We start from the raw sequence: 24,245 nt of genomic DNA, 5'->3' as shown, positions 1-24,245 counted from the left end.
CATTTCCGGTTGGAATCGCTCACCTGAAACTGCCGCTTCTTCCCCACAAGCGTGACCCGATACCACGAATGACCGGTAGATCGTACATCAGGCTTTCACTGATTCTCTTCACCGCGGTGTTCGTCGCCGTGCCGGCGGTCGGACAGAAGGTCGCCAAGTACGGAGCCGGCTTCCTCGCCGGGGGAGTAGGAGCTCGTGCGCTCGGCATGGGCGGGGCTCATGTGGCCCTCACGAGGGACGTGAGCTCCGGGTACTGGAACCCCGCGGGCCTTGCAGATATGGTGTACCCCGAAGTTGCGTACATGCACGCCGAGCGATTTGCCGGCGTCGTTTCGTTCGACTACGGGAGCGCAGCCTTTCCGATCAATGCACAATCCACGGTCGGCATCTCGTTCTTCCGTAGCGGAGTGAACGACATCAAGAACACGCTCGATGCCTGGGATGCCGAGCGCGACCAGCCGAAGCCGAATCCGGAAAGCTTTTTTACGACGTTCTCGGCGGCCGACTTCGCGTTCTTCGTCGGCTATGCCCGGGCCCTTACCGATCGCCTCTCGATAGGCGTAACCGGCAAGATGATCCGTCGCACCATCGGCGATTTCGCTGACGCATGGGGCTACAGCTTTGACGTCGGCGTCAAGTACAGAACCGGACGCTATGTGTTTGGAGCAAACATCCAGGATGTGTCGACGATGCTTCAGAGCTGGAGTGTGAATCAGAGCTCTCTCCAGAATATTCAGGATGTATTTGGACAGGAACTCCCCGAGGGTGGAACCGAGCTCGTGCTTCCGGTGGCCCGTCTGGGTTCGGGCTTCATTTTTCCGCTGGGTGAGAATGAGCTAGCCCTGGGTTTTGACCTGGACCTGGCATTCGACGGCCAGCAGGCGAATGTGATCAACCTCGGCGACGTGTCGTTTCATCCGCGGCTCGGTACCGAGTTCACGTACCGAAACGTACTGTCGTTTCGCGCTGGATTGAACCGAATCGCCTATTCCGATCAATATGGCCTGGATATGACACCGTCGGTCGGTACAGGAATCCAGCTCCGCCAGGTCGCTATCGATTATGGATTCGGTGATTTTGCAGGCCTCGTTTCCGATCTTGGGTATTCACACCGCATCTCGATCAAGCTAACGCTCGAGCAGCCCGGCCTCCGACGACAGGGACAAGAAGACTGACGCCGCAGGTGAAGGGCGTGTCTATCGATGGACTCATCAGCCCCACCAAACTCAGGTCTTCGAAGCTCGCTGGGGCTCGTGATACCGCTTTACAACGAAGAAGCGGTCGTACCAACGTTGATCGCGTCCGTCGAAGCGTTCCGATTGAGAAGACCTTTTGTGACCGAGGTGGTGCTGGTCGATGACGGCAGCACCGACCGTACCGCTACCCTGGTCCGCGAACACACACGCGACCTGCCGGGCTACACGCTCGTGCAATTCTCGCGGAATTTCGGCCACCAACTGGCGATAACTGCCGGACTTGCCGCTACGGCAGCCGACGCTGCCGTCGTACTTGATGCCGATCTTCAGGATCCGCTGGAAGTGATTGACGAAATGGTCGTCAGATGGCAGTCGGGCTACGACGTGGTCTATGGAATACGCAGGAGGCGAGAAGGGGACTCGTGGCTCGGTCGTACGCTGTCCGCCTCGTTCTATCGGATCTTTCAGCGACTTGCGGATTCGGATACCCCCGTTGATGTGGGTGATTTCCGACTGATGTCGCGGGAGGTCATCGACGCGTTCGCCCGTCTTGAAGAGCGTCAACCCTACGTGCGCGGACTCGTCTCGTGGCTCGGCTTCAATCAGACCGGCGTCGAGTACGATCGACCGGCCAGAGTGGTCGGACGAAGCAAGTATCCGTTCCGAAAACGGGTCGAGCTTGCGTTCAACAGCATCGTCGCATTCTCGGACAAGCCGCTCCGATACGCGGCGCGGCTGGGATTCCTGGTTTCGGTTTTCTCCGTGCTGGGTATCATCTGGACGATCCTGGCAAAGATCTTCAAGCCAGAGGTTGTTTCGGGCTGGGCGAGCCTGATTTTTACGGCCTTCTTTTTTGGAGGACTACAACTTTTCTTTCTCGGGATCGTTGGGGCTTATCTGGCGCGCGTGTACGACGAAGTGAAGGCCCGCCCACGCTACGTTATCAGCCGCCAGTGGAACTCGGACAGTACGCCTTCCCGCGACCGGGTGACCGCGACCGACAAGGCAAAAGGCGCTGCAACGAATAACTGACACCGGGATTGCCGGCGCACGAATCATGCGAAACGTAAGACGGAATGATTGGGTCGGATTCTGTGTGAGCCTGTTGACGCACGCGCTGCTGGTTGTCCTCCTGTCATTCATCACGACAGGCGCGAGTGAACCCCAGCCGATCGGGTTCATCGAAGTGGATTTCGGCCCGTTCGCCGACGGGCAGCCGGTGCAGCGGTCCCGTGAGAACCTGGAGCAGGACGTGCCGGCTGCAGACCTTCCGCCGGCGGAAGAACAGGCAGAGTCATTGGCGCCCGATGAGGCGCGACCGACTGACGTGCCCGATCAACGTGTGGAAGATGAGGAGGTCATTGCCTCGTCTAATGCGGAGACCATATCTCCCCGAACAGAAACGAATCCCGATGACGCTGTCGTGCAGCGTCCGACCCCTCGTTCCCAGCAGAACCAGCAGACGGGTGCCGGTCTGCCGGATGGAACGGGAGCAGCAACAGCAGGAGAGCAGGGCACCGGTACCGACGAACGCAGGGCGGCTCCGTTTCAAATCGAAGGGCTCAACAGGATTCCCGTTAGTTCGTCCATTCCGGCGTACAGCGAACAGGTCAATGCCGTCATTCGAGTTCGCATCACGGTAGATCCTCAAGGGCACGTGGTTCAGCGAATCCCTCTTATCAAGGGGAACCCGGCACTCGAACGATCTGTCATGGAAACCTTGAGCACATGGCGTTTCAACCCGCTTCCGCCAAATGCTCCGCAGGAAAATCAGGTAGGGACGGTGACGTTCCGCTTTGTGCTCGAATAGCCCGCGCTGCGGTCAGTTCCAGAGATCAATACCGCTGGAGATAGAGACTCTGGCGCCGACGGTCAGCATTCCCGAGAATCGCGTGTCAACTGCGCCGTCGATGTGCTTCGCGTTTCGGACGTGATTCACACCAAGATCGGCTCCGACCCACCAGCGCCGACTGGGCTGATAGTACACCCTCACGGCGCCTCGATACGTGTCCTCGATGGTGCCGGTAAGAAGGGACCCCAGCTCGTCATCCGGAAACGGATCACGCATGTCAAATTCGCCCTGACGCAGTAGCTCAAAGCGCGGGGAGACGGAAAGTCCGCGAACGATATCGTCGAGGTAGATATCGCCGAAAAAACGGCCATGCACGTAGTCGCTGAACTGCGTCGCAATTCCACGATTCACGTAGATGTACTGTCCTTCGACCTGGTCGGCGTTGAACGTGCGGGAAGCTACGAGCGTCAATCGGAAGCCGATGTCGGCGCGTTGCGCGATCCCTGCATACACGATGGATCCGGCCAGGGCATACGACCAGGGTTCGTCTGTGGTACCCTGCAGATCAACGTCATCTATGAGTAGCTGGCCGTGAATGGTCAGGCGATCGAAGTTCATCCAGACGAGACCTCCGAGCAGGCCGTTATTCTCGTCGTTCTTCGGTCTGTTGTCCGACTCGAAGCCCCATCCGTGAGCCGGATTCAGCAGCCGTGGGGACAGAGACGTATTTGAACCCGAGAAGATGGTGGACTCGAGTGCGGTCAGCTGGAAGTGTCTTGACGGTCGCCAGTCTATACGGTGCGCAACAATGAGTCGACGCTCGCTTCCGACCAGGACGGAATCGGCTCCGGCAGCACCCGTGTATCGGCCATCGGCCGTGATGCTGTCGAGCTCTCCGAAGATCGACCGCAGCGACACTTTCCGGCCACCGATTCGGAAGTCTATTGCGTCGAAACTCCGCGGGTTTGAACTGATAAAGAGCGCGTCGTCCGCAAGTGGGGCCCAGTGGAAATGGTATCGGCCGACGTACGCCGAGACGAGCTTGCCACCGTACCCGACGTAGGCGTCCTCACTGCGGATGAACAGCCTGTTAGCCGTGTCGATCGCATCGGGGTCACGATCGTAGTACCAGTCATGTCGTAGACCGAAATGTGCGATCCACCGGCGGCTCTCGCCGTAAAACTGGATGACCGCGGCCTGATAGGCTCTTGCTTCGTTGTCAATCGGACGAAGCGGATCGAGGCGGCGCCCGTCAGCCGCCCGAAGTCGGCCGGTGAACGAACCCCCGACTACGGTTTCTTCACCGCCGGGGAGCGATCTTGAGAAGTGCTCTGCCAGTGCATCAAACCAGATACGTTCCAGAGATGGCAGATCGTCGCGATTCACATTCGCCATCGATCGTACGATCTCACGTTCACGGTACGGGAAGTCAGTCGGGTTGAGGTCGGTCATATGGCCTCGCCGCTGCAACCTCTCGATGTACGCGTTTGGCCAGTCCTCGATCGTTACAACCCGGTTGCCCTGGGCCGCGGCATTTCTGTCCCCGGCTATCAGCAGCAGCAGGACAACCCAGATGGTGGCTGGTAGACGAATTCTCATGCGGTGGAGACGAGATATCATTGATTCGGAGGTCAAATTAGCCTCTGCGATGCGCGGATGCGAATATGTCGGACCCTCCGGAATCGGGTTGCCGCCTCACGGGTACCCGTTACCGCCGCCGTGAACTGTCGCGGGCAAGCCAGAACGGAAGGGTGCCGGGAAGCCCTGTTCACGCCGACTCGATCTGCCATCGGGATATTTTTTATACATTTCAAAGTTTGACGCCTTTTCGAATCGTCTGCCTCGCGATCACAGTCGATCGTCTATCGTGACACGGAAGCTTGAACTAGCGGCACTGGTTATCGTCGACGCGCTTGCGCTGAACGTCGCCAACGTTCTGCACTACACGGTGCGGTTCGACTGGCAGTGGTTTGGTGAGCCCGAAATTTTTCCGGCGGGCATGCCGCTTGTGGGATTGACTCTCACCGTCTTCTGGCTGTTCATCTTCACCTTCTTCGGTCTCTATCGGGAACGCTACGCCGACAGCCGATTTGATGAGCTCGTGTCCCTGCTGAAGGTGGTGTCGATTGGCATACTCATTCTCGTGTTCGCGATCTATATAGATGCACTCGCTCCGGGATCGACGCGACTTGCCATTCTCTTCTACTGGCTCTCAGTCTTCGTGTGCATCGCGCTGGGCCGGGTGATCGTCCGATCCGTTCAGAAGTCATTACTGCTGCGCGGGTATGGAACTCATAACGCTCTCATTGTGGGATGGAGCGATCGCGTCGAGTCGCTGTACGAAGAAGTCGCGCGCTACCCGGAAGCCGGTCTGAGCATTCTTGGCGCGCTGCGACTGGATCGAGATGCGAACGGTGAAGCTGGACACTCCGGACATGACGGAGGAGGCGGGGGCGTTCTGGATACGGATGTCCTGTTAAAGCCGGCCACGCGATCGTCAGTGGAGGCCATAGCGGCATTGCCTCGCATGATCGATGACCTCGGGATTCAGGATGTCCTCATCGCGCTGGGATCGGAGGACCTTGACGCGCTGATGGAGGTACTTCGGGTATGTGACGGCAAGCCGGTCCGGTTGAAGCTCGTGCCCGACTTCTATTCGGTCGTTGGCGGGATGGCGAGGACGGAACACATGTACGGCCTGCCTCTGATCGAGGTGTTGCCCGAACCCATGCCGGCGTGGGAGGAAAGCACCAAACGACTGCTCGATATCGTTGTGTCGTTGTTGGTCCTGGTCGTTGCGCTCCCGCTCTGGATTCTGATCGGTGTTGCCCTGCGTGTAGCATCAACGGGTCCGGCGATTTATCGTCAGGAACGAGTCGGACGAGACGGAAAGGTATTCACGATGTACAAGTTCCGGACGATGCTAAAGGACGCTGAGGCGACAACCGGTCCCGTGTGGGCAGTTGAAGACGACCCGCGATACACGCCTTTCGGACGTTGGCTGCGGCGTACTCGGCTCGACGAGGTGCCGCAGTTCTGGAACGTGTTGAAGGGGGACATGAGTCTCGTAGGCCCACGTCCGGAGCGCCCATACTTTGTCTCGCGTCTGGCGGAAGAAATACCGCTCTATAATCGTCGCCACCGGGTCAAGCCAGGCATCACCGGCTGGGCCCAGGTCAAGTGGCGGTACGATACTACGCTCGACGACGTACAACAGAAGGTGAAGTACGACCTGTTCTATATCGAAAACATGAGTCTTCGCATGGATTCGAAGATCCTCTTCAGGACGATTCGTACTGCGTTATCGGCGAAAGGCCGGTAGCAGAATCCCCACGACTCCACCATCCCACACCACGAGAACTGCAAGCATGACGGCAGAGCGTCGGACGACTACCGATATCGATCTGAGGACGACCTTTGAGTCGCTCTACTTGCCGCGTCTTATCGAGGAGAAGATGCTGCGGATGATTCGGCAGGGCCGCATCTCGAAATGGTTTAGTGGCTTTGGTCAGGAGGCCATTGCTGTGGGAGTGACCATGTCGCTCCGAGATGACGACTACATCCTTCCGATGCACCGAAATCTGGGTGTGTGGACGACGAGGGAAGTTCCGTTACGTCGTTTATTCGCCCAGCTGTTGGGACGCGACGGCGGGTTTACCAAGGGCCGAGATCGCACATTTCATTTTGGTCTCCAGCACAAGCGCATCATTGGAATGATCTCGCACGTTGGTGCGATGGTACCGGTGGCCTGTGGTCTGGGCGTCGCATCCAAATATCGGAAGGAAGGCTTTGTCGCAGCGTGCTTCATCGGAGAGGGATCGTCTCGCGAGGGAGACTTTCACGAAGCGTTGAACCTCGCGGCCGCCTGGAGTCTTCCCGTGCTGTTCGTCATCGAGAATAACGGCTACGGTCTCTCCACGCCCACCGCCGAGGCGATGGCGGTAGCCGACCTCGCAGCAGCGGCCGCCGGATACGGAATGGCGGGCGAATCCGTGGATGGCAACGACATCCTCGCGGTGTGTGATGCGGTGCGCCGTGCGGCAGATCGGGCTCGCGAGGGCAACGGACCGACGCTGCTGGAGATGAAGACGTTCAGAATGAGGGGTCACGAAGAGGCGTCGGGCACGAAGTACGTTCCGCCCTCGTTGATAGAGGACTGGAGCAAGAAGGATCCCGTCGATCGACTGCGATCTCTTGTTCTGGCAGAGGGGATTCTCACGGAAGATGAGATCGAAATTCTTCGACGCACGATGGAGTCTCGTATCGATCAGGCTGTCGAGTTCGCGCTCAGCCAGGAGCTGGTTACCAGCGACGCGGAGACGGAACGTGCCGACGTGTACGCTGCCAGCAGGGTCGTTCCGGGACCACGCAATTCGTCTGCATCCGAAATGCGATTCATCGACGCGGTATCGAACGGGCTTCGCGAAGCCATGGCGTCTGACGACGACGTCGTGATGCTGGGACAGGACATTGCCGAGTATGGCGGGGTGTTCAAAGTGACGGCAGGCTTTCTGGAGCAGTTCGGGTACGAACGCGTGCTCAATACGCCGATTATTGAGAGCGGAGCCGTCGGCGCCACGATGGGGATGGCCATCCGTGACCTGAAGCCGGTTCTTGAGATCCAGTACGCGGATTTCATTTCGTGCGGGTTCAATCAGATCGTCAACAACCTGGCTACAACTCATTTCCGATGGGGACAGGCGCTGAACGTGACGATTCGCGCTCCCTACGGTGGCAACATCGGTGCGGGACCATTCCATTCGCAATGCGTCGAGGCCTGGTTCTGTCACGTCCCCGGATTGAAGGTCGTGATCCCGTCGACTCCCGCCGATGCAAAAGGGCTGTTGATCTCTGCGATCTTTGATCCCAACCCCGTGCTGTTCTTCGAGCACAAGCACCTGTATCGATCCGTTAGAGGGTCCGTGCCGAATGGATTTTATGGTACCGAACTGGGCCGGGCGCACGTCGTACGGCAAGGAACCGACGCCACCGTCGTGACCTACGGCCTGGGAGTACACTGGGCACTCGAGGAGGCCGCTGAACTGGCATCGCAGGGCGTTGAGGTGGAGGTAATTGACCTTAGGACACTCATCCCGTGGGACGCGGAAGCTGTGATCAATTCTGTCCGGAAGACGGGAAGAATGCTGATACTCCACGAGGCACCGCTGACGGGGGGATTTGGTGGGGAGATTTCCTCGCGTATCTCCGAAGCGGCGTTCGAGTACCTGGATGCACCTCCGATGCGCATCGGAGCGGAAGACACGCCCATCCCGTTCTCGCCGAATCTGGAGAAGGAGGTCTACTCGGCGAGAATCAAACTGGCCGCGGGTCTCCGAACGCTGATCAAATACTAGCGTAAACAGGGCTGGTTTAGCAGAAACCTCGACAACAGCCCCGATCGAGCACGTTATCTTGATGATCTGCCGGTGTCGCACGATCGGCCCTGCCATCTGACTGCCGGGCCGGTGCTCGCTGCTCCATCAAATGCATTCCACATCTAAACCGATGACCGACAATGGCTAAAGAATTCACGACGCCCGAGGCAGGACAGAAGGCGCCGATGTTCAAGGGTACCACGCAGGATGGTAACCAGGTGAAATTGTCAGACTATCGAGGTCGCAAGCTGGCACTCTATTTCTATCCCAAAGACAACACGTCGGGATGCACCAAACAGGCCTGCAATCTTCGCGATGGCTATCGCGATCTTCTGGACGCGGGCGTTGCGGTGGTCGGTGTTTCGATCGACGATCGCAAGTCTCACGAGAGCTTTGCAAGCCGGTACGAGCTACCGTTTCCGCTTATCGCCGACGTTGACAAGAAAGTCGTCAACGCGTACGGGGTGTACGGTGAACGTTCCCTCTACGGTCGCAAGTTCATGGGGACGAAGCGGCACACGTTTCTGATCGATGAAAAGGGCATCATCATACACGTCTTCAAACGCCCGAAGGTCGGCGACCATGCAGCCGAGATACTCAAGAAGTTTTCTGCAGCCTGATCGGCAGGGCCGGTAGCGACACAAGTCAGGTCGAAGCCGGACCCGCGGTACTATGAAGGAAAGCAGCGTTCAATCATACGAGCCCGTAATCGGACTCGAGGTTCACTGCCAGCTCGCGACGAATGCGAAGACATTCAGTCCGGAGTCGGCCGCGTACGGCGCCGAGCCGAATACGAACGTCGACCCGGTGAGTCTTGGCCACCCGGGAACGCTTCCGGTTCTCAACGAGCGTGTGCTCGACTTCACGATCCGGATGGGCCTTGCCACGCATTGCTCTATTCGGCCGCGCTCGACATTCGCGCGCAAGCACTACTTCTATCCGGATCTCCCGAAAGGGTATCAGATCTCACAGTACGAAGATCCGATCTGCCATGATGGATGGTTGGACGTCGAAGTCGAATTAGGTGCAGAACGGTCGCAGCGTCGGATCGGTATCACGAGAATCCACCTCGAGGAGGACGCGGGGAAATCGATCCACGACCAGAGCCCCCAGGCTACACTTCTCGATTTCAATCGATGTGGAGTTCCACTGATCGAGATCGTCACTGAGCCTGATCTGCGATCGCCCCGGGAAGCGGCCGTGTTTCTTCAGAGTGTTCGTCAGATTGTGCGCTATCTCGGAATCTGCGACGGGAATATGGAGGAGGGTTCGCTGAGATGCGACGCGAATGTATCCGTCCGGCCCGCGGGGCAAGATGTGCTGGGCACGAAGACGGAAGTGAAGAACATGAACTCGTTCAGGAATGTGGAGAACGCGCTCCAGTTCGAGATAGAACGGCAGGCGGGGATTCTGCGGTCGGGTGAGCGGGTCGTGCAGGAGACCCGACTATGGGACGCCGATGCCGGAGCCACGCGATCCATGCGATCGAAAGAGGAGGCTCACGACTATCGCTATTTCCCGGATCCGGATCTGGTGCCTGTTGTGGTCACTGACGAGATGCTTCAGGCCGCGCGGATGTCGCTACCCGATCTTCCGGATGCCAGAAGAACACGCCTGGTTCGTTCACTCGGATTGCCGGAGTACGACGCCGGTATCCTTACCGAGGAGCGCGAGCTGGCGGACTATTTTGACGAAGTGTATGGAGCGGTGATATCGGCGGAGGTTGCAGACGAGAGTACCGTCGCGAAGCAGGTGTCGAACTTCTTGATGTCTGATGTGCTTCGCGTAGTGAACGAGAAGGGAATTACGATGAAAGCCTTTCCCATCGACGCGGTCCGTCTCGCTCGGCTCATTGAACTTCGAATCGAGGATCGAATCAGCTCGACGGGGGCTTCGGAGCTCTTCGATTTGATGCTGGAGCAACCCGACGATCCGATCCGGATTGCCGAGGCGCGCAACCTGTTGCAGGTCTCCGACGAGGACGCGCTGCTGCCGGTCGTTCACAGAGCTCTGGACGATAATCCATCCCAGGTCGACCAGTTCCTTGGAGGCAAGGAAGGCGTCATGGGCTTTTTGATTGGCCAGGTGATGCGAACGTTCGACGGATCACCGGATCCACGGCGGGTCCGGGAGTTGCTGGCTTCAGAACTGGAAAGAAGAAGGAATCGCTGATGTTACGACCCGGAATGGCGTGGAAGGGGTTTCTGGTAGTAGTGGCCGTCGTTTCTGTCGCCGGTTGTCGCGCGGACGATCGGCCCGTCGTGCGAAGTCAATTCGACGGGTACGTCACGGTACGTCCGGAGGTGGACTCGACTCGGGACTATCGCGGCTTTGAGGTTCTCGTTGCGTCCTCGGATGGCGAGGCGGACACACTCGGGTTTGGGGTGACGGACAGTACGGGTTACTTCCGGATGCTGATCGAAGCGCCGGAGCGTGGCATTTACCCGCTGATCGTCAGTCGGCGAGGAGCGCGTGTGAAACAAGGGCAGATCGTGCTGGCTGAGGCAGACACTGCATCGATGCGTCTGCGGGTACCGGACGGTGATCGGCCGCTCATCATTCGCTCCGTAGAAAACGCGGCATGGATGGCGTATCGAAACGGTAAGATGGTCCACAACCGGGAACTGCTATCTCTTATTCAGTCGGGCCAGTATTCGGCCGAGAGCCACGCCACGCGTTTCATGCAGAGTGCTCAGATCCTGTGGGCGCTGAGCGAGCAATTCCCCGGCACGATCGGCGCCGGCATGGCGTCGGCTGAATCTGTTCTGATGATGGAGGGAATCAACGACTCCCTGGTGGTGGAGAGGGTCATGTCACTGCCGATGGAGGGGCCTGGTTTTGTGGATGTTGCCCGGGCAGCGCGACGGGCTGAAGCGCGAATGCGGGGACAGGATTCGGCCATCGCGCTCGTGCGCGGCCTGTCCGGAAAGACGGTGGACAAGGCACTGCAGGCCGCACTGGCGTCGGAGATGGTCGTCGCCTACGCCGACAGCAACATGCTTGACGAAGCCGTGATCGAAGCAAACAGGATTGACGCAGAGTATGCCGACAGCCCGTGGGCTGAATGGGCGCGCGGTACTGTGTACGAGATCGAAAACCTGATGCCCGGTATGCTCGCTCCTTCATTCAGCACCGTGACCTGGACGGGTGAAGAGTATTCGTTCGATCCGTCAACAACCGGGATCGTCCTGCTCGAGTTCTTCCGGCCCACCGACGCGACGTATATTCGTGAACGCGCTCTGCGAGACAGTCTGGCTTCATACAAGCGGGGTGAGACCGTGACCTTTGTGTCCGTTTCGCTGGAATCCGATTCAGACCTCAACGAAGCCTTCTTTGGATCGCAGCCTTCGACCGTCCAGATTGCTCTACCGCTCGGTGCAGAGGATCCACTGGCCCGGTCGTTCAACGTCAGGGTTCATCCGAAGCGCTTCCTGATCAAAGACGGAATCATACTTGGCAAGTATTCCGGACCCGCCATTCAGGCGGTCGCTGACGACCTTATGGCAGTGACGGGCGCGGATTCATCCTGATCCGGGCGCCGTCACGACACGATCATCCAACACTAGTCATCCAACGTAGATACCAAAACTCATGCTGATCGCGGGAAACTGGAAAATGAATACGGATGTGGGTTCAGCAATCGAACTTGCACGAGAAATAGCCGGTGATATCGGTAGCCCGGCGCCTGTAAAGGTGGCAGTGTGTCCTCCGACGGTCAATGTTTCCGAGGTGGCACGCACCGTCAATGAAACAGCGTTGTTAGTCGGTGCCCAGAACATGTTCTACGAGGAGTCCGGGGCATTCACGGGCGAGACTTCGCCGGCGATGTTGTCCGCGGTCGGTTGTCACTACGTGATCCTCGGGCACTCTGAACGCAGGCAGTATTTCGGAGAGACTGATGACACGGTGAACCGGAAGGTTCGGAAGGCCGTTGAGCATGGACTCGTGCCGATCCTCTGTGTCGGCGAGCATCTTGCGGAGCGGGAGGCGGGTCAGGAAGAAGACGTGGTTTCGCGCCAGGTACGGAAGGGTCTGTCGGGCGTACTGATTGGTCGCCCCGGCGATCTTGTGATTGCGTACGAGCCCGTGTGGGCCATCGGGACGGGTCGAACGGCCACGCCTGCTCAGGCGCAAGAGATGCACAGCTATATACGTGGTCTCCTTCGCGACCAGTTCGGTGAGGCGGCGGCCGATGCCATCGAGATCCTGTATGGTGGCAGCATGAATCCCGGAAACGCCGACGAGTTGCTCAGTCAGAAGGACGTAGATGGGGGACTGATTGGAGGAGCCAGCCTCAACGCGGACTCCTTCGTGAGCATTGTCGAATCGGCAAAACGCCTGGCATAGCGCAGAACGCGCTAGTCCGCCTTGTTCGGTTTGGTCGTCGAATCAGGCTTCGAAGACGAGTCATTCGATTCCTTTTTCGATTCCTTCTTCGAAGCCGTTTCGCTTGATTCCTTCCTGGGCTGCTCTGACGCCTCGGACCCATTCTTCTCTGAGCCAGGAGTCGGCGCCGAACCGTTCTTCCGGGCGTAGTCCGTGATGTAAAACCCTGATCCCTTAAAGATCAGCCCTGTACCGCCACTGATTACGCGTTCCACTCGCTGTCCTGTGGTGGGGCAGTGCGTGAGCGAGTCCGCTGTGATCCGCTGCTCGAGCTCGAAAGTGGTCCCGTCTTCTCTTTTGTAGACGTAGGTCGGCATGATTTGGGGGTGCAGGGTGTACTGCGCTGTCAACATTTTTGCGAAAGGCTTTTGAATAGCCGTCGCAAGGCACAAAGTTCCTGCCGACGCGACCTGGACAGCGTGGGATAGCGGTGGCTCACGAGGCCCAGCGTCGCCCTCCAAGCTTCACGGGTCGCAGCACCGGCAATTTGTCCGGTCTTTCTTCACCTGCAGCCGGAGCCTGCGCCCGGGGCAGTGTGACGACGAACCGGCTACCGCGGCCTTTCTCGCTCTGGACATTGATGTCACCGTCCATGAGGTCGACCAGACGGCGCGTGATGGCCAGTCCGAGGCCGCTGCCCTCATGAGTTCGTGCATTACCGGTCGATTCCTGGGTGAACTCACCAAAAAGCTGCGGAACGAATTCCTCGGAAATGCCGACGCCCGTATCGACGACTGCAATGCGAACGTGTCGGTCGTCGGCCGTAGTCTTGATTCGAACCTCGCCCTCGTCAGTGAACTTGACGGCGTTGCTGGCCAGGTTCACGATCACACGGTGCAAGCAACTCGAATTCGCCTGTGCGAAGATTCGTTCGTCAGGAATGTCGACGTGAAACGCGAGACCTTTCAGATGAGCAAGTGGTGAAATGAGCTTCGTCGTTTCGCGGATCTCTTTCACAACGTCCAGTGCCTCCAGCTCAGGACGCACGGACTGGGCCTCCAACTCAGCCAGATCAAGCACGGAATTCAGCGTGTTCAGGAGTCGGGTACCGCTACCCTCGATGTGTTCAACGAGCTCCAGCTGCGACGGATCGATCTCCGAGTTGAGAATCTGAGCGAACCCCAGTATGCCGGTAAGTCGCGTACGGATCTCTTGACTCATGTTTGCGAGAAAGCTGTTCTTCAGTCGCACCATCTCTTCGGCTCTGTCCTTGGCGTGTAACAGCTCACGCTCAAATCGCTTCGCCTCTGTGATGTCGGTCACGTTGAACAGAATGCCATCGATTCCGGGAAGGTCGCTCAGGTTTCGACCGCGGAACGCGAGGTATCGCCACTTGCCATTCGCGTGACGCCACCGCGCCTCGACATTGATGGCGACGGTGATGTCCCGCCGGCTGCCGAGCAAGGCGGACGTAAATCGAGCCAGATCAGACGGATGAACGAACTGGTCAGCCTTTTCTCCGATTAGCGACTCTGGAGTGACGCCCATCATGTTTATACATGCGGGTGACATGTACTTAATGGAAGCGTCCGTTTCGAAGACCGCGACGATGTCCGTGGCATGTTCAACGACCGCCCGGAATTTTGCCTCGCTCGTACGGGAGGCCTGCTCAGCCTTGCGGCGCTCTGCAATCTCAGACTGCAAGTCCTGCGAGTGGTAGGCCAGCGTCGCATTCGCGCTTTCAAGATGTTGGTACGCGGACCTCAAGCCCTTCACCATCTTGTTGAATGCGGTTGCTAGGCGCCCGATTTCGTCATTCGACTGGATTTCCAGACTACCCTCGAAATCGCCTTCCGAGATCCTTTCGGCTACGCTGGCAATCTGTCGAAGAGGCGCAGTGATGATGTGGCTCACAGCGAACACGCCCGTCAGGCCAATCACGAAGATCATGATGCTCGCAATCGCGATTGTCAGACGGCTCCGGCGGGCGATGGTGGCGACGCTCTCGAGCGAGAAGCCCATGTGCAGGGTTCCGGCCGATCGGCCGCGCGAGATGATGGAGCGGCGAGCGCGGAAGATGTCGCGATTGTCTGAAACCCCACCTGGCATGCGGAACTCATACGGTACCGTGTAGATGTTTGGCATACGGTTGAAGTCCGCAACCACACTCCCGTCTAATGCGGTGACGTAGGCGTACACAAGGTCATCCACCTGGGCGGCTCCGTTCAGAACGATTGGAACGTGAACGGGATCTCCCGTATCGGACGATGCGCCGATCGCGAAGGCGGTCATATCGGCGATATTCGAGGCCTTGTCGACAAGTGCGTTCTCGGCCTGGTTTTCCATCCGGGTCGGAAGGAACAGGTAGATCGAGAGCGAGATCACGGCCATCAGGCCGAACGTGAAGATGGTCAGCTTCGCGCGTAGCGATCTGAGTGGCCTCCAGACGACGTGAGTCAGCTTCCGTGTCATGCCGGATCCGCTCAATGCTTCAGCTGGATGTGCGATCAAGAGAGGAAGGGCAGCGGCTCTTTGGCGCAACCTCTTTGCCCACAATCGATTGATCGGATGAATAGGGAGCCATTTTGCCCTAGTATCGGCAGCGGCGGTCCTTCATTAACGACGAGCACAGGCCGTATCCGGTCATCTTGAGGGGATTTGCGCCCGGTTTGTATGTGATACGTCCGGGGGGCCGCATGAGAACATATCGGACGCCATACCGTCTATTCGCGTCCACTCTCGCCCAGATTCGCACCGACCCGCAACTTGCAGTTCCGCTCCGGTAGTCGCTCCCTTCTGACGGTTCTTTTCCTCGGCGTGCTTCTTGCGGCGCTGGACATCGCGATGGTAGGGCCGGCGCTTCCGGCAATACGCGATCATTACGGGATTGATGAGCGGGCCGCGGCATGGACGCTCAACGTCTTCGTGCTGTTTAACCTGCTCGGCGTTCCCCTCATGGCGAAGCTCGCTGATGCAGCCGGGCGTCGGTTTGTGTTCACGCTGGACATTGCGTTGTTCTCGGTCGGCGCGTTGATCGTTGCATCGTCGCCGCCGTTCGGGGTCCTGCTCGCAGGACGCGCCTTGCAGGGCATTGGAGCTGCCGGGATTTTTCCTGTTTCCAGTGCAGTGGTTGGCGATGAGTTTCCGGCCCACCGGCAGGGGAGAGCACTCGGTGTGCTTGGATCTGTATTCGGTCTCGCGTTCATCGTCGGGCCGGCTATCAGCGGCATCCTGCTTCGATACAGCTGGCAGTGGCTGTTCATTGCACCATTGCCGCTTGCTGCTACGGCGATGGTTCTGGGTCGCCGGTATGTCCCGGCCGTCACGGGCGGAGTGCCGCTCGCAGGATTCGATGTCCGAGGTCTGGTCTTGCTCACCATCACACTGGTTGCATTGGCCGTCAGCACGAATGGTATAGATGCAGTCGGTTTTCTGGCCAGTCTTTCTAAGCCGCGCGTATGGGGTGGAGCGTCCGTTGCTCTCGTATCTGGCTACCTTGCGTTCCGAGCGATCTCGACGGCTGAGAACCCTCTCCTGCCGAGCAAAGTCCTTCGGTCGCGAGAGGCACGCCTCGCCATCGCGCTGACCGCAGCCGCGGGATTCTGCGAGGCGGTGTTGATCTTCGTGCCGTCGCTGGCCGAGGCAACCTTCGAAGTCACAAAGTCGACGGCCTCATTCATGTTCTTGCCCTTGGCGTTTGCCGTGGCGCTCGGATCGCCCCTGTTTGGCTGGGTCCTTGATCACGCAGGACCCAGGCGTACTGTATCAGCATGTGCGCTGTTGCTGTTTGCAGGGCTCTGCGCGCTGGCACTGCTGGACACCCGCCCGGCGTTCTACGCCGGTTCCGTTCTGGTTGGAATGGCGCTCGCCGGATTGCTCGGCTCTTCGCTCAACTACATTCTGCTGCGCGAATCCAGCGTCGAAGATCGGGTGTCTGCGCAGGGTGTCATCACGCTGGCGCTCAACGCCGGTCTACTGATCGGCGGCGCAGTAGTCGGAGCGCTCGCGGCGTCGGGTGCGACACGTCGGATGGGTTACGAGTCGGCTTTCCTGACGGTGGCCGTACTGAGCATCTTGATGTTTGTCACGGCGCTTGGACTTCGCAGGCAGGTCCGCCCCAACGTCGACGCACGTGCGGTCGCGAGTCGCCTCGACCCATAATAATCCGCGGGTCATTGCGACTGGCCTGAGTCGCGTTCTTGCTCGGCCGTCCATTCGACGACTTTCTCGGTCAGAAGGCCAAGGGAAACGATGGCAATGATCTCTGCTATCAGGCGAAAGGCATAGTGCCGGACAGCGAACCGTATGAGCCTGGGAAGGACCATCAAGGCGGTGAGTGCTCCGAAAAAACCGATTGCCCACCGCGTGCTCACGCCGGCGACATCATGACCGGCCTTCGACAATGTTGACATGTTCGAACTTGACATAGTGATTCAGTCCGCAGCTTATTCGTGGCCACTCAGCCTGCCGACGACTCTTCCCGCACCGCCAACTGGCCGCACGCAGCAGCAATATCGTCGCCGCGACTCTTTCGGATTGTAACCGTTACCCTCTTTTTAACGAGGACCCGCACAAACTGATTCACACGTTCGTCAGATGTTCGCTCGAAGGGGAGGCCGCCGACCGGATTGTACATGATGAGATTGACCTTACTCGGAATCCACTGGACGATCTCCGCGAGGGCCCTGGCGTCGGCGTCCGAGTCGTTGACACCGTCGAAAAGGCAGTACTCGTATGTGACGTCTCGCGACGTCTTTGACCAGTAGTATTCCAGGGCGGCTCGGAGAGCCGCAAGATCGGTACGGGCGGCCCGGTTGACCGGCATGATCGCGCTCCTTTGAGCGTCTGTGGGGGCGTGTACGGACACGGCAAGCCGTACTCCCGGATCATCGTCTGCCAGATGCCGGATGCGTCGGGAGATTCCTACTGTCGAGACGGTGATTCGCTTCGGTGAGATGTCGAGACCAGACGGATCTGAGATGATTCGCAGGCTCTTGACGACGTTGGCGTAGTTGAGCAGTGGCTCGCCCATCCCCATGTAGACGATATTCGTTAGTCCTCGGCCGTATCGCTCGATGGCAAGTTCGTTCATGAGCCGCGCCTGGTCGAAGATCTCACCGGACGTCAGGTTCTGATGGAAACCCATTGTGCCGGTCGCACAGAATGCACAGGCCATCGCACAACCGACCTGGCTGGAGACGCAGGCGGTGAGCCTCCGTATGTCGCCGTCCACCACGTCGGGAATGAGCACGGCCTCAACGTGCAGTCCCGACTCGAGGCGAACAAGTGCCTTTGTTGTTCCATCCACCGACGTACTGATCTGCTCCGGGCCGATCTTGCCGATGCGGTGTGTCTCGTGCAGCTTCTCGCGGAACTGGAGCGGCAAATTAGTCATCTCGTCGACCGACGCGGCACCCTTGCCGTACAGCCACTCGAACATCTGCCGACCACGGTAGGCTGGTTCTCTCATCTCCGCGGCCAGGCACTCGAGCTCAGTCCGGTCGAGCGTCTTCAGATCCACGCGGGTAGGGGACAAGGAGTTAGGCACGACGTTGTCGCTGTCGAAATGGCCTGATGTTCGATTCGTCGCTAGGTGTCAGGACACCTAGTACTCGGCCGCCTGACCGGGCACCGGTACGGATGTGTGAAGCTGAACGATGACCCAGCTGGTGTCGCGTTTTTCAAGACCACCGGTCAAGCGCATACCCTCGAGGCTTACGGGATTACCCTGTGCCAACAGGAAGAGATCAAACTCCTCTGAAAACCATGCCGACCGTCCGTTCTCGGCGACCTTGATTATCCGGTTGCGAACATCGAACTCAACGTTTTCGAACGACGCGAACTGGCGCTCTCTCAACTCGCGATACGTATCGTATCCAATAATCTGCTCGGCAGCGTCAGTCCCGATAATCACGAGGTCCTCGTCGTGCGCCACGATCTGGTCAAACGTGGCCATGTCTTCATCTTCCCACATGCGGCCAAATCGATGGACAAGGTCGTCGACCTCAACGTAGGCCTGCTCGATTTCTTCGGCCGACGGAGCCGGTGCATTCTTACTCTTGTCGGAAGCAGGCTGACAAGCCGCGAGCAGAAGCGCCAGCGTGCCGAAGACAGTGCGGTGAAAGAATCGAGCGCGTGCCGCGCAATCCAAATTCAACATGTGTCCTTCCTCCCCTAGATCATGCGATCGAGCACGATCGAGAATACAAGTACCGGAATGTACATCACGGAGCTCTTCAGAAGGCGTCTGGCGTCCAGATTCGTGCGCGTCCGCCAGAAGCGCACCGCTGGATGCAAGAAGAAGGCGCCGCTCAGAACGGCAATTACGAGATACGTAGTGCCCATTGACGGGTCACTGGCAAGGGCCAGGCTGAATGCGACGGTTGCGGCCGTGAATGCGAGGGCAAGTGCAGCGGTCGCAAGACCGTCGCTGTCAATCACTGGAAGCATGGCAAATCCACCCCGTCCGTAGTCCTTGCGATACATCCAGGCAAGAGCGAGGAAGTGAGGCATTTGCCAGCACAGCAGGATGCCGAAGATGAGCCATGCGCCCCAGCCCGACAGTGAGTTGGTCGCAGCCGTGTAGCCGCCGATCGCCGGCAACGCACCGGGAATGGTCCCTACCAGCGTGTTCAGCCACGTCTTCGACTTCATGGGCGTGTATACGAACAGGTAGAGGGCCATCGACAACGCAGCGAGGATCGCCGTGAGAGGGTTGACCAGCGGACACAGCACGCCGAGCCCGGCCGCGGAGAGAAGGAGGCCAACGTTGCGCGCATGGGTGGCTGGGATACGTCCTGCCGGCAGGGGCCGGTTCAACGTTCGCTTCATGGCCAGATCGCGATCCCGCTCGAGATAGTGGTTCAGCGCTCCGGCTCCCGCCGAGCTGAGCGCCACGCCGATCAGAGTGAATCCGAGTGCGAGTCCGTCAAACCCCACGGGACTTCCAATTACAAAGCCCGCGAGCGCTGACAAGACGACAAGGAATGTGATCTCCGGCTTGGTGAGAACGACATAATCACCCAGCGTACCCCCGGCGAGCGACCGCGAGACGCGCGCCGTCTTACGTGACTCCGGGATGGCTTCGGCGACGGCGATCGGGCGTCTGTTCGCGTCAGGTCGCATTTCGATTGTTTGAGGCACGGTCACGCGGGTTGTGGGACGGATTTGGGTGAGATCGGGGAGGCCCCGGGTGCGAATCTGTGACGCTCCCGCAGCGACCACGTCAACAACGCGACGGAACTCGCCATCAGCAGTGCTCCGATCACCATATGGGAGGTGTTAGACGCCACCTGCAGATTGCTGGGCTGCACCATTCCGACTTCGTCGAGCAACACGAAGAAAGCGGTCAGGCCAAGCATAAACTGTACGACGAGGAGGCCGAGCATTGCATCTCTGGATCGTCGGATTGTCGGAATATGGCGATGCGATCTGTGGACTTCGTAGGCCGTGGCCAGGACGAGTCCGACAACAACGAAGGCCCAGAAGATATGCAAACCTGCCAGACTCAGGTCAATGCCGGTGCCCGGATGCCGGAGCAGGGCGCCAAGAATGATCTGAATGTAGATCGCGACAGACGCCGCCGCGCCAAGCTTGACCAGCCGATTGGATACGGCGGACTGGCCAACGTGCGAGTCCTCGACATCCGTCCACGAGCGAGAGGTAAAGAGGGCCATGCAGACCATCATGCTGAAGAATAACTGCGCAACACAGGCGTGGACGACCGCAAGGTCGAGTGATACCCACACGACGCGGAGTCCGCCAAGAAATCCCTGCAACATGACGAGCGCCAGGACCCCGACGGCGAGTCGACGCATCCATCGGCGCGAGTCGGCGGCGAATGTCCAGATGCTCAGAATCAAGACGAGCAAACCGACCAGGGCCCCGAGCAGGCGATGCCCGTGTTCTGCAAGGACCGGGGTGATCGTCCACCATCCAGGCCACGGGTTGAGCGGATCGTAGGAATTGAACGAGGATGGCCAGTCAGGAACGGCCAGTCCGGCGTCGATGCTGGTGACGAATGCACCCCATCCCATGAGGAGTATCGTCGCAAACACGGTGAGAAGGGTGAAGAGGTGACGTGCTCGCATGCCGGCGGAATCGGTGTTGTCGATCGAGTAGTTCCAGAAACGATCGGTAGCGGATCGGTACCCCCTCGCATCTGCGTGTGTTCCAGTCCGGGGCCCGAGGGGGCGTGTAGAGGGACATCATTCCGGAATGATTCAAGAAAGCGAATTGATCACCGCAGCGTGAACCCGTAGCTTTGAAGGTCGGGAACGGCCGGGTCGGCGCTTCGTCGAACGGGTCACCTCGAACACAAGGACGGCTACTTTCATGCGCAGAAAACCGGGTCAGTTTGCTCTGGTCGCTCTGACGACGGCTCTGATGCTGTTTATGGCGGCCGCCCCGGGCCTGCACGCGTTGTTGCCGGCCGATCGGAGCCTGTCGGGCGAATGGATTCGCCAGCGCCTGCACGCGCAGGACGAAAATGTCATCAAGGCCATCGAGGCGGCGCTCGATACAGCGCCATCGACACTCGACGAGTTCGTGGCTGCCATTATCGTAGAGTTGGACGGCTCCGATGACGCGGCTGCCCGCGCGGCCCTTTCTCTCGTGATCCCGGCCATATCGCTCGAGCAGTTCTTGAGCGGGGGATGGCTCGTTGAACTCCGACAGGCCGTAAAACTCGCACGATCGCTTACGCCGCGGGCGGCGGGCCATGTCATTTCAGCGGCTACGATCCTCTCCCGGACCCTCCGGGCCAGAATGCCTGTCACGACGATCGGTCGCCTGGCTGAGGGGCCAAATCTCACGAGTTGGCAAATTCGTCATCTGATCGCAGCGTTGCCGCTCGGGCCTTAGCGGGTTCTTCCACCTCCGTTTTACGTGTCGCTAGCGGCACATTTCCAAGAGTCCACACCGGTTCTAATTTGCCGGCGGGCACCATTTGATCACCAAGTAACACGATACGATGCAAGGCAACGGATTCAAGATATTTCTCACCGTGTTCTTCCTCCTGGTCACGGGGTACTACCTGTGGCCGTCCGCGCAGAACCTCTACTACAATCAGCGAATCGGTGATATGGAGGTAGAGGCCAGGCAGGAGTACGAGCGCGAGAATTTCGCCCGGTTGCGGGAAGTCAAGGAAAAGGCACTCAAGCTCGGATTGGACCTGCTTGGAGGCATGCACGTGACGCTTGAAGTGGGCGTCGAGTCGCTGATCCGCGAACTGTCCCGCGAGACCGACGAGGTCTTCGAGGAAGTGCTCACAATAGCCTCCGGTCGGGCCGCTCGAGAAGGGGTCTCGGTAATCGATGCCTTTGTCGACGAGTTCGAGTCGAGGGATGAGAACGCCAGACTCTCTCGATACTTCCGAAACGACGATGAGGGGATTACACGTCGATCCACCAATGTCGAGGTCGCATCGTACCTGAGAGGCGAAGCGGATGCGGCGGTCACGAGAGCGATCGAAATCATTCGAGACCGCGTTGACCGGTACGGCGTGACGGAGCCCTCCATTCAGAAGCAGGGGTCGCGCCGCGTGATTGTGGAGATGCCAGGAATTGACGATCCCGAACGAATCCGCAAGCTGCTGAAGGGAACGGCTCGACTTGAGTTTCGGCTTATGGCCGATCCGCAGGACGTGGTGCGTTCGCTTCAGGGTATGATCGAGTACTACGAGGAGAGTGCCGTGGATACGTCGGCAGAATCTGCGACCGACGCTGCTGCGGCAGACACTTTGCTCGACATTTCCGCTCTTCTGGAGGAAGAGGCGCAGGCGGCCAACGCGCTGCTTGAGGTCATGCAGCCCGTGGGGCAGGGGGTCGTCTACGGAGCGGTTGCCGAGAATGACACGGCGGCAGCCAACACGCTGCTGCGCGCGCCCGAGATCAGGGCGCTTCTGCCGTCCGGAATCAAGCTCATGTACACGTCATCTCCGATCGGTCTGACCGAAGATGGCCACGAGATGTACTACATCCTGGGTGTTCGCGACGACATCGAAATGACCGGAGAGGTCATCGAGGATGCGAGAGTTGACTTCGACCAGATCACCAACGCACCCGAAGTGACAATGGTGATGAATTCTGAGGGGGCTCGCACGTGGGCCCGCCTTACCGGCGCGAACGTTGGCAAGCAGGTGGCGATTGTACTTGACGGGGTGGTGTATTCGTACCCGGTCGTCAACGAACGAATCACCGGAGGCCGTTCAGCGATCAGCGGACTTGACTCACAGGAAGAAGCGCAGGATATCGTGACCATCCTGAAATCGGGTGCCCTGCCGGCGCCCGTCGAGATCGTTGAGGAGAGGACGGTCGGTCCGAGCCTTGGTCAGGCTTCGATCAGGGCCGGGTTTCTATCCGTTATGGTCGGCTTGCTGATCGTAGCGCTCTTCATGATCGCCTACTATCGAACCGGCGGTGTTGTCGCCGACCTCGCGCTCGTGCTGAATATCATCTTCATTCTCGGCATCCTTGCCGGGTTTGGAGCGACGCTAACGCTACCCGGCATCGCGGGTATCGTACTCACGATCGGTATGGCTGTTGACGCCAACGTGCTGATCTTCGAGCGAATCCGAGAGGAACAGACTACCGGCAAGACGCTCAAGGCGGCGATCGACGGCGGATTCGCCAAAGCGCTGTCGGCCATCGTCGATGCAAACATCACGACGTTCTTTGTCGGAGCCATCCTCTACTCGTTTGGTGTGGGTCCGATTCAGGGATTCGCCGTGACGCTTATGGCCGGTATCCTCGCGTCCATGTTCAGCGCCATCGTGTTTACACGAATCATCTTTGACTACATGGTCATCGAGCGACGACTGTCCGTGAACTACGGCTGAGTTGCAGACAGTCCACCAGCCAACATTCAACGGCGCCCTCTTGGCGCCATGATCCATACAGGCCATGAGAATCTTCGAAAACATCAGTTACAAATTTATTCAGAGCCGCACCAAGGGTTATATATTCTCCGGCATTCTGATCGCGCTGAGTATCGTGTCGCTTGTCAGTCGCGGGCTCGAAATGGGCATCGACTTTCGGGGCGGCATGGAGTTCGTCGTGGAAACCACGGAACCCCTCAACGTTGTTCAGGTCCGCGAGGAACTTGCGCAGGTTCTGACCAGCACACCGGAGGTGAAGGCCTACGGCGACAGCGAGCTACTGATCAGGGCCCTCGACGAAGGCGACATCAATGAGATTCAGAATGCGATAACGGGTGGAATTGCTTCAGCATTTACAGACTCGAATCCGAGAGTGCTCAAGACGGATATCGTCGGACCCCGTTTTGCCGCTGATCTAAAACGAGGTGCGATCTACTCGGTCTTTGGGTCGTTGCTCGTGATCTTCGTCTACATCCTGATCCGTTTCGAATGGCGCTTCGGGCTCGGAGCAGTAGCCGCGCTTTTCCATGATGTGATCATCACGCTGGGCGTTTTCTCGGCGCTGTATGGCATCGTGCCGTTTTCGATGCAGATCGACCAGTCGATCATTGCTGCCTTCCTGACGATTGTAGGATACTCCCTGAACGACACCGTTGTGATTTTCGATCGGATCAGGGAGT

At 58.8% G+C, this 24,245-nt stretch carries 21 protein-coding genes; 13 read left to right on the top strand and 8 right to left on the bottom strand.

The window, feature by feature from the left end; translation table 11 throughout:
* The first annotated feature begins 68 nt into the window (after positions 1 to 68).
* From HKN37_15315 to HKN37_15305, 3 genes are read left to right on the top strand one after another with little or no spacing between them, the layout of a single operon-like run.
* The gene (locus tag HKN37_15315; protein ID NNE48020.1) at positions 69 to 1,175 is read left to right on the top strand and encodes a PorV/PorQ family protein; all 1,107 of its coding nucleotides are present in this window, start codon (positions 69 to 71) and stop codon (positions 1,173 to 1,175) included.
* Between the two features lie 27 nt (positions 1,176 to 1,202).
* Positions 1,203 to 2,228 carry a glycosyltransferase family 2 protein gene (locus HKN37_15310; GenBank protein ID NNE48019.1) on the top strand — a complete coding sequence of 342 codons (1,026 nt, stop codon included), beginning with the start codon at positions 1,203 to 1,205 and terminating at the stop codon, positions 2,226 to 2,228.
* Between the two features lie 25 nt (positions 2,229 to 2,253).
* Entirely contained in the window at positions 2,254 to 3,006 is a 753-nt protein-coding gene (locus HKN37_15305; GenBank protein ID NNE48018.1) for a TonB family protein, read from the top strand.
* 12 nt (positions 3,007 to 3,018) lie between these two features.
* On the opposite strand, the gene HKN37_15300 is transcribed toward HKN37_15305, so the two are convergent.
* Complete coding sequence (locus HKN37_15300) at positions 3,019 to 4,587, bottom strand: hypothetical protein (GenBank protein ID NNE48017.1); 1,569 nt, start codon at positions 4,585 to 4,587, stop codon at positions 3,019 to 3,021.
* Between the two features lie 268 nt (positions 4,588 to 4,855).
* On the opposite strand from HKN37_15300, the gene HKN37_15295 reads away from it, so the two are divergent.
* From HKN37_15295 to HKN37_15270, 6 genes are all read left to right on the top strand, one after another.
* A complete protein-coding gene (locus HKN37_15295) occupies positions 4,856 to 6,310 on the top strand; it encodes a sugar transferase (protein NNE48016.1) in 1,455 nt (484 codons plus the stop codon).
* A 46-nt stretch (positions 6,311 to 6,356) separates the two neighbouring features.
* Positions 6,357 to 8,342: a dehydrogenase gene (locus HKN37_15290; protein ID NNE48015.1), complete on the top strand. Its 1,986-nt coding sequence runs from the start codon at positions 6,357 to 6,359 to the stop codon at positions 8,340 to 8,342.
* A 161-nt stretch (positions 8,343 to 8,503) separates the two neighbouring features.
* Positions 8,504 to 8,983 (top strand): thioredoxin-dependent thiol peroxidase, encoded by a 480-nt coding sequence (gene bcp / locus HKN37_15285; protein NNE48014.1) that lies wholly within the window; start codon positions 8,504 to 8,506, stop codon positions 8,981 to 8,983.
* A 52-nt stretch (positions 8,984 to 9,035) separates the two neighbouring features.
* The gene (gene gatB, locus HKN37_15280; GenBank protein NNE48013.1) at positions 9,036 to 10,535 is read left to right on the top strand and encodes an Asp-tRNA(Asn)/Glu-tRNA(Gln) amidotransferase subunit GatB; all 1,500 of its coding nucleotides are present in this window, start codon (positions 9,036 to 9,038) and stop codon (positions 10,533 to 10,535) included.
* Positions 10,535 to 11,893, top strand: a complete 1,359-nt coding sequence (locus HKN37_15275; GenBank protein ID NNE48012.1) for a hypothetical protein — start codon at positions 10,535 to 10,537, stop codon at positions 11,891 to 11,893. Before gatB ends, HKN37_15275 begins: the two co-directional genes overlap by 1 nt.
* Positions 11,894 to 11,954: 61 nt before the next feature.
* Positions 11,955 to 12,710 carry a triose-phosphate isomerase gene (locus HKN37_15270; GenBank protein ID NNE48011.1) on the top strand — a complete coding sequence of 252 codons (756 nt, stop codon included), beginning with the start codon at positions 11,955 to 11,957 and terminating at the stop codon, positions 12,708 to 12,710.
* Between the two features lie 11 nt (positions 12,711 to 12,721).
* Here HKN37_15270 and HKN37_15265 read toward each other — a convergent pair whose 3' ends face one another.
* Together HKN37_15265 and HKN37_15260 are read right to left on the bottom strand one after the other, a co-directional pair.
* Entirely contained in the window at positions 12,722 to 13,066 is a 345-nt protein-coding gene (locus HKN37_15265) for a zinc ribbon domain-containing protein (GenBank protein NNE48010.1), read from the bottom strand.
* 118 nt (positions 13,067 to 13,184) lie between these two features.
* Positions 13,185 to 15,161, bottom strand: coding sequence for a PAS domain S-box protein (locus tag HKN37_15260; protein NNE48009.1), 1,977 nt, complete (start codon positions 15,159 to 15,161; stop codon positions 13,185 to 13,187).
* Positions 15,162 to 15,455: 294 nt separating this feature from the next.
* Here HKN37_15260 and HKN37_15255 point away from each other — a divergent pair, with 294 nt between their 5' ends.
* On the top strand, positions 15,456 to 16,850 hold the full coding sequence (locus tag HKN37_15255; protein NNE48008.1) for an MFS transporter: 1,395 nt from the start codon (positions 15,456 to 15,458) through the stop codon (positions 16,848 to 16,850).
* 11 nt (positions 16,851 to 16,861) lie between these two features.
* On the opposite strand, the gene HKN37_15250 is transcribed toward HKN37_15255, so the two are convergent.
* Genes HKN37_15250 through HKN37_15230 form a run of 5 tightly spaced genes read right to left on the bottom strand, consistent with a single transcriptional unit; the run spans position 16,862 to position 20,779 of the window.
* Positions 16,862 to 17,116, bottom strand: a complete 255-nt coding sequence (locus tag HKN37_15250) for a hypothetical protein (protein ID NNE48007.1) — start codon at positions 17,114 to 17,116, stop codon at positions 16,862 to 16,864.
* Between the two features lie 32 nt (positions 17,117 to 17,148).
* Complete coding sequence (gene rlmN, locus HKN37_15245; GenBank protein ID NNE48006.1) at positions 17,149 to 18,237, bottom strand: 23S rRNA (adenine(2503)-C(2))-methyltransferase RlmN; 1,089 nt, start codon at positions 18,235 to 18,237, stop codon at positions 17,149 to 17,151.
* 57 nt (positions 18,238 to 18,294) lie between these two features.
* Positions 18,295 to 18,849 carry a nuclear transport factor 2 family protein gene (locus tag HKN37_15240; GenBank protein ID NNE48005.1) on the bottom strand — a complete coding sequence of 185 codons (555 nt, stop codon included), beginning with the start codon at positions 18,847 to 18,849 and terminating at the stop codon, positions 18,295 to 18,297.
* 14 nt (positions 18,850 to 18,863) lie between these two features.
* Positions 18,864 to 19,814 (bottom strand): protoheme IX farnesyltransferase, encoded by a 951-nt coding sequence (cyoE, locus tag HKN37_15235; GenBank protein NNE48004.1) that lies wholly within the window; start codon positions 19,812 to 19,814, stop codon positions 18,864 to 18,866.
* Positions 19,815 to 19,834: 20 nt separating this feature from the next.
* Positions 19,835 to 20,779: a cytochrome oxidase assembly protein gene (locus HKN37_15230; protein ID NNE48003.1), complete on the bottom strand. Its 945-nt coding sequence runs from the start codon at positions 20,777 to 20,779 to the stop codon at positions 19,835 to 19,837.
* Positions 20,780 to 21,023: 244 nt separating this feature from the next.
* Here HKN37_15230 and HKN37_15225 point away from each other — a divergent pair, with 244 nt between their 5' ends.
* The 3 genes from HKN37_15225 to HKN37_15215 form a co-directional block, all read left to right on the top strand.
* Complete coding sequence (locus HKN37_15225) at positions 21,024 to 21,551, top strand: hypothetical protein (GenBank protein ID NNE48002.1); 528 nt, start codon at positions 21,024 to 21,026, stop codon at positions 21,549 to 21,551.
* A 109-nt stretch (positions 21,552 to 21,660) separates the two neighbouring features.
* On the top strand, positions 21,661 to 23,526 hold the full coding sequence (gene secD / locus HKN37_15220) for a protein translocase subunit SecD (protein ID NNE48001.1): 1,866 nt from the start codon (positions 21,661 to 21,663) through the stop codon (positions 23,524 to 23,526).
* A gap of 64 nt (positions 23,527 to 23,590) precedes the next feature.
* On the top strand, positions 23,591 to 24,245 hold a 655-nt coding region (locus tag HKN37_15215; GenBank protein ID NNE48000.1), incomplete at its 3' end, for a protein translocase subunit SecF.

Source organism: Rhodothermales bacterium (assembly GCA_013002345.1).
In the GTDB taxonomy this organism is placed as follows: Bacteria; Bacteroidota; Rhodothermia; order Rhodothermales; family JABDKH01; genus JABDKH01.
Note: the sequence above shows the minus strand (reverse complement) of the source record. Positions and strands in the feature narration are given on the sequence as shown.

Coding starts and splice junctions, on each gene's coding strand:
- HKN37_15315 (NNE48020.1), top strand. CDS start 69: ATGACCGGTAGATCGTACATCAGGCTTTCACTGATTCTCTTCACCGCG.
- HKN37_15310 (NNE48019.1), top strand. CDS start 1,203: ATGGACTCATCAGCCCCACCAAACTCAGGTCTTCGAAGCTCGCTGGGG.
- HKN37_15305 (NNE48018.1), top strand. CDS start 2,254: ATGCGAAACGTAAGACGGAATGATTGGGTCGGATTCTGTGTGAGCCTG.
- HKN37_15300 (NNE48017.1), bottom strand. CDS start 4,587: ATGAGAATTCGTCTACCAGCCACCATCTGGGTTGTCCTGCTGCTGCTG.
- HKN37_15290 (NNE48015.1), top strand. CDS start 6,357: ATGACGGCAGAGCGTCGGACGACTACCGATATCGATCTGAGGACGACC.
- bcp (NNE48014.1), top strand. CDS start 8,504: ATGGCTAAAGAATTCACGACGCCCGAGGCAGGACAGAAGGCGCCGATG.
- gatB (NNE48013.1), top strand. CDS start 9,036: ATGAAGGAAAGCAGCGTTCAATCATACGAGCCCGTAATCGGACTCGAG.
- HKN37_15275 (NNE48012.1), top strand. CDS start 10,535: ATGTTACGACCCGGAATGGCGTGGAAGGGGTTTCTGGTAGTAGTGGCC.
- HKN37_15270 (NNE48011.1), top strand. CDS start 11,955: ATGCTGATCGCGGGAAACTGGAAAATGAATACGGATGTGGGTTCAGCA.
- HKN37_15265 (NNE48010.1), bottom strand. CDS start 13,066: ATGCCGACCTACGTCTACAAAAGAGAAGACGGGACCACTTTCGAGCTC.
- HKN37_15260 (NNE48009.1), bottom strand. CDS start 15,161: ATGACACGGAAGCTGACTCACGTCGTCTGGAGGCCACTCAGATCGCTA.
- HKN37_15250 (NNE48007.1), bottom strand. CDS start 17,116: ATGTCAAGTTCGAACATGTCAACATTGTCGAAGGCCGGTCATGATGTC.
- HKN37_15240 (NNE48005.1), bottom strand. CDS start 18,849: ATGTTGAATTTGGATTGCGCGGCACGCGCTCGATTCTTTCACCGCACT.
- cyoE (NNE48004.1), bottom strand. CDS start 19,814: ATGCGACCTGACGCGAACAGACGCCCGATCGCCGTCGCCGAAGCCATC.
- HKN37_15230 (NNE48003.1), bottom strand. CDS start 20,779: ATGCGAGCACGTCACCTCTTCACCCTTCTCACCGTGTTTGCGACGATA.
- HKN37_15225 (NNE48002.1), top strand. CDS start 21,024: ATGCGCAGAAAACCGGGTCAGTTTGCTCTGGTCGCTCTGACGACGGCT.
- secD (NNE48001.1), top strand. CDS start 21,661: ATGCAAGGCAACGGATTCAAGATATTTCTCACCGTGTTCTTCCTCCTG.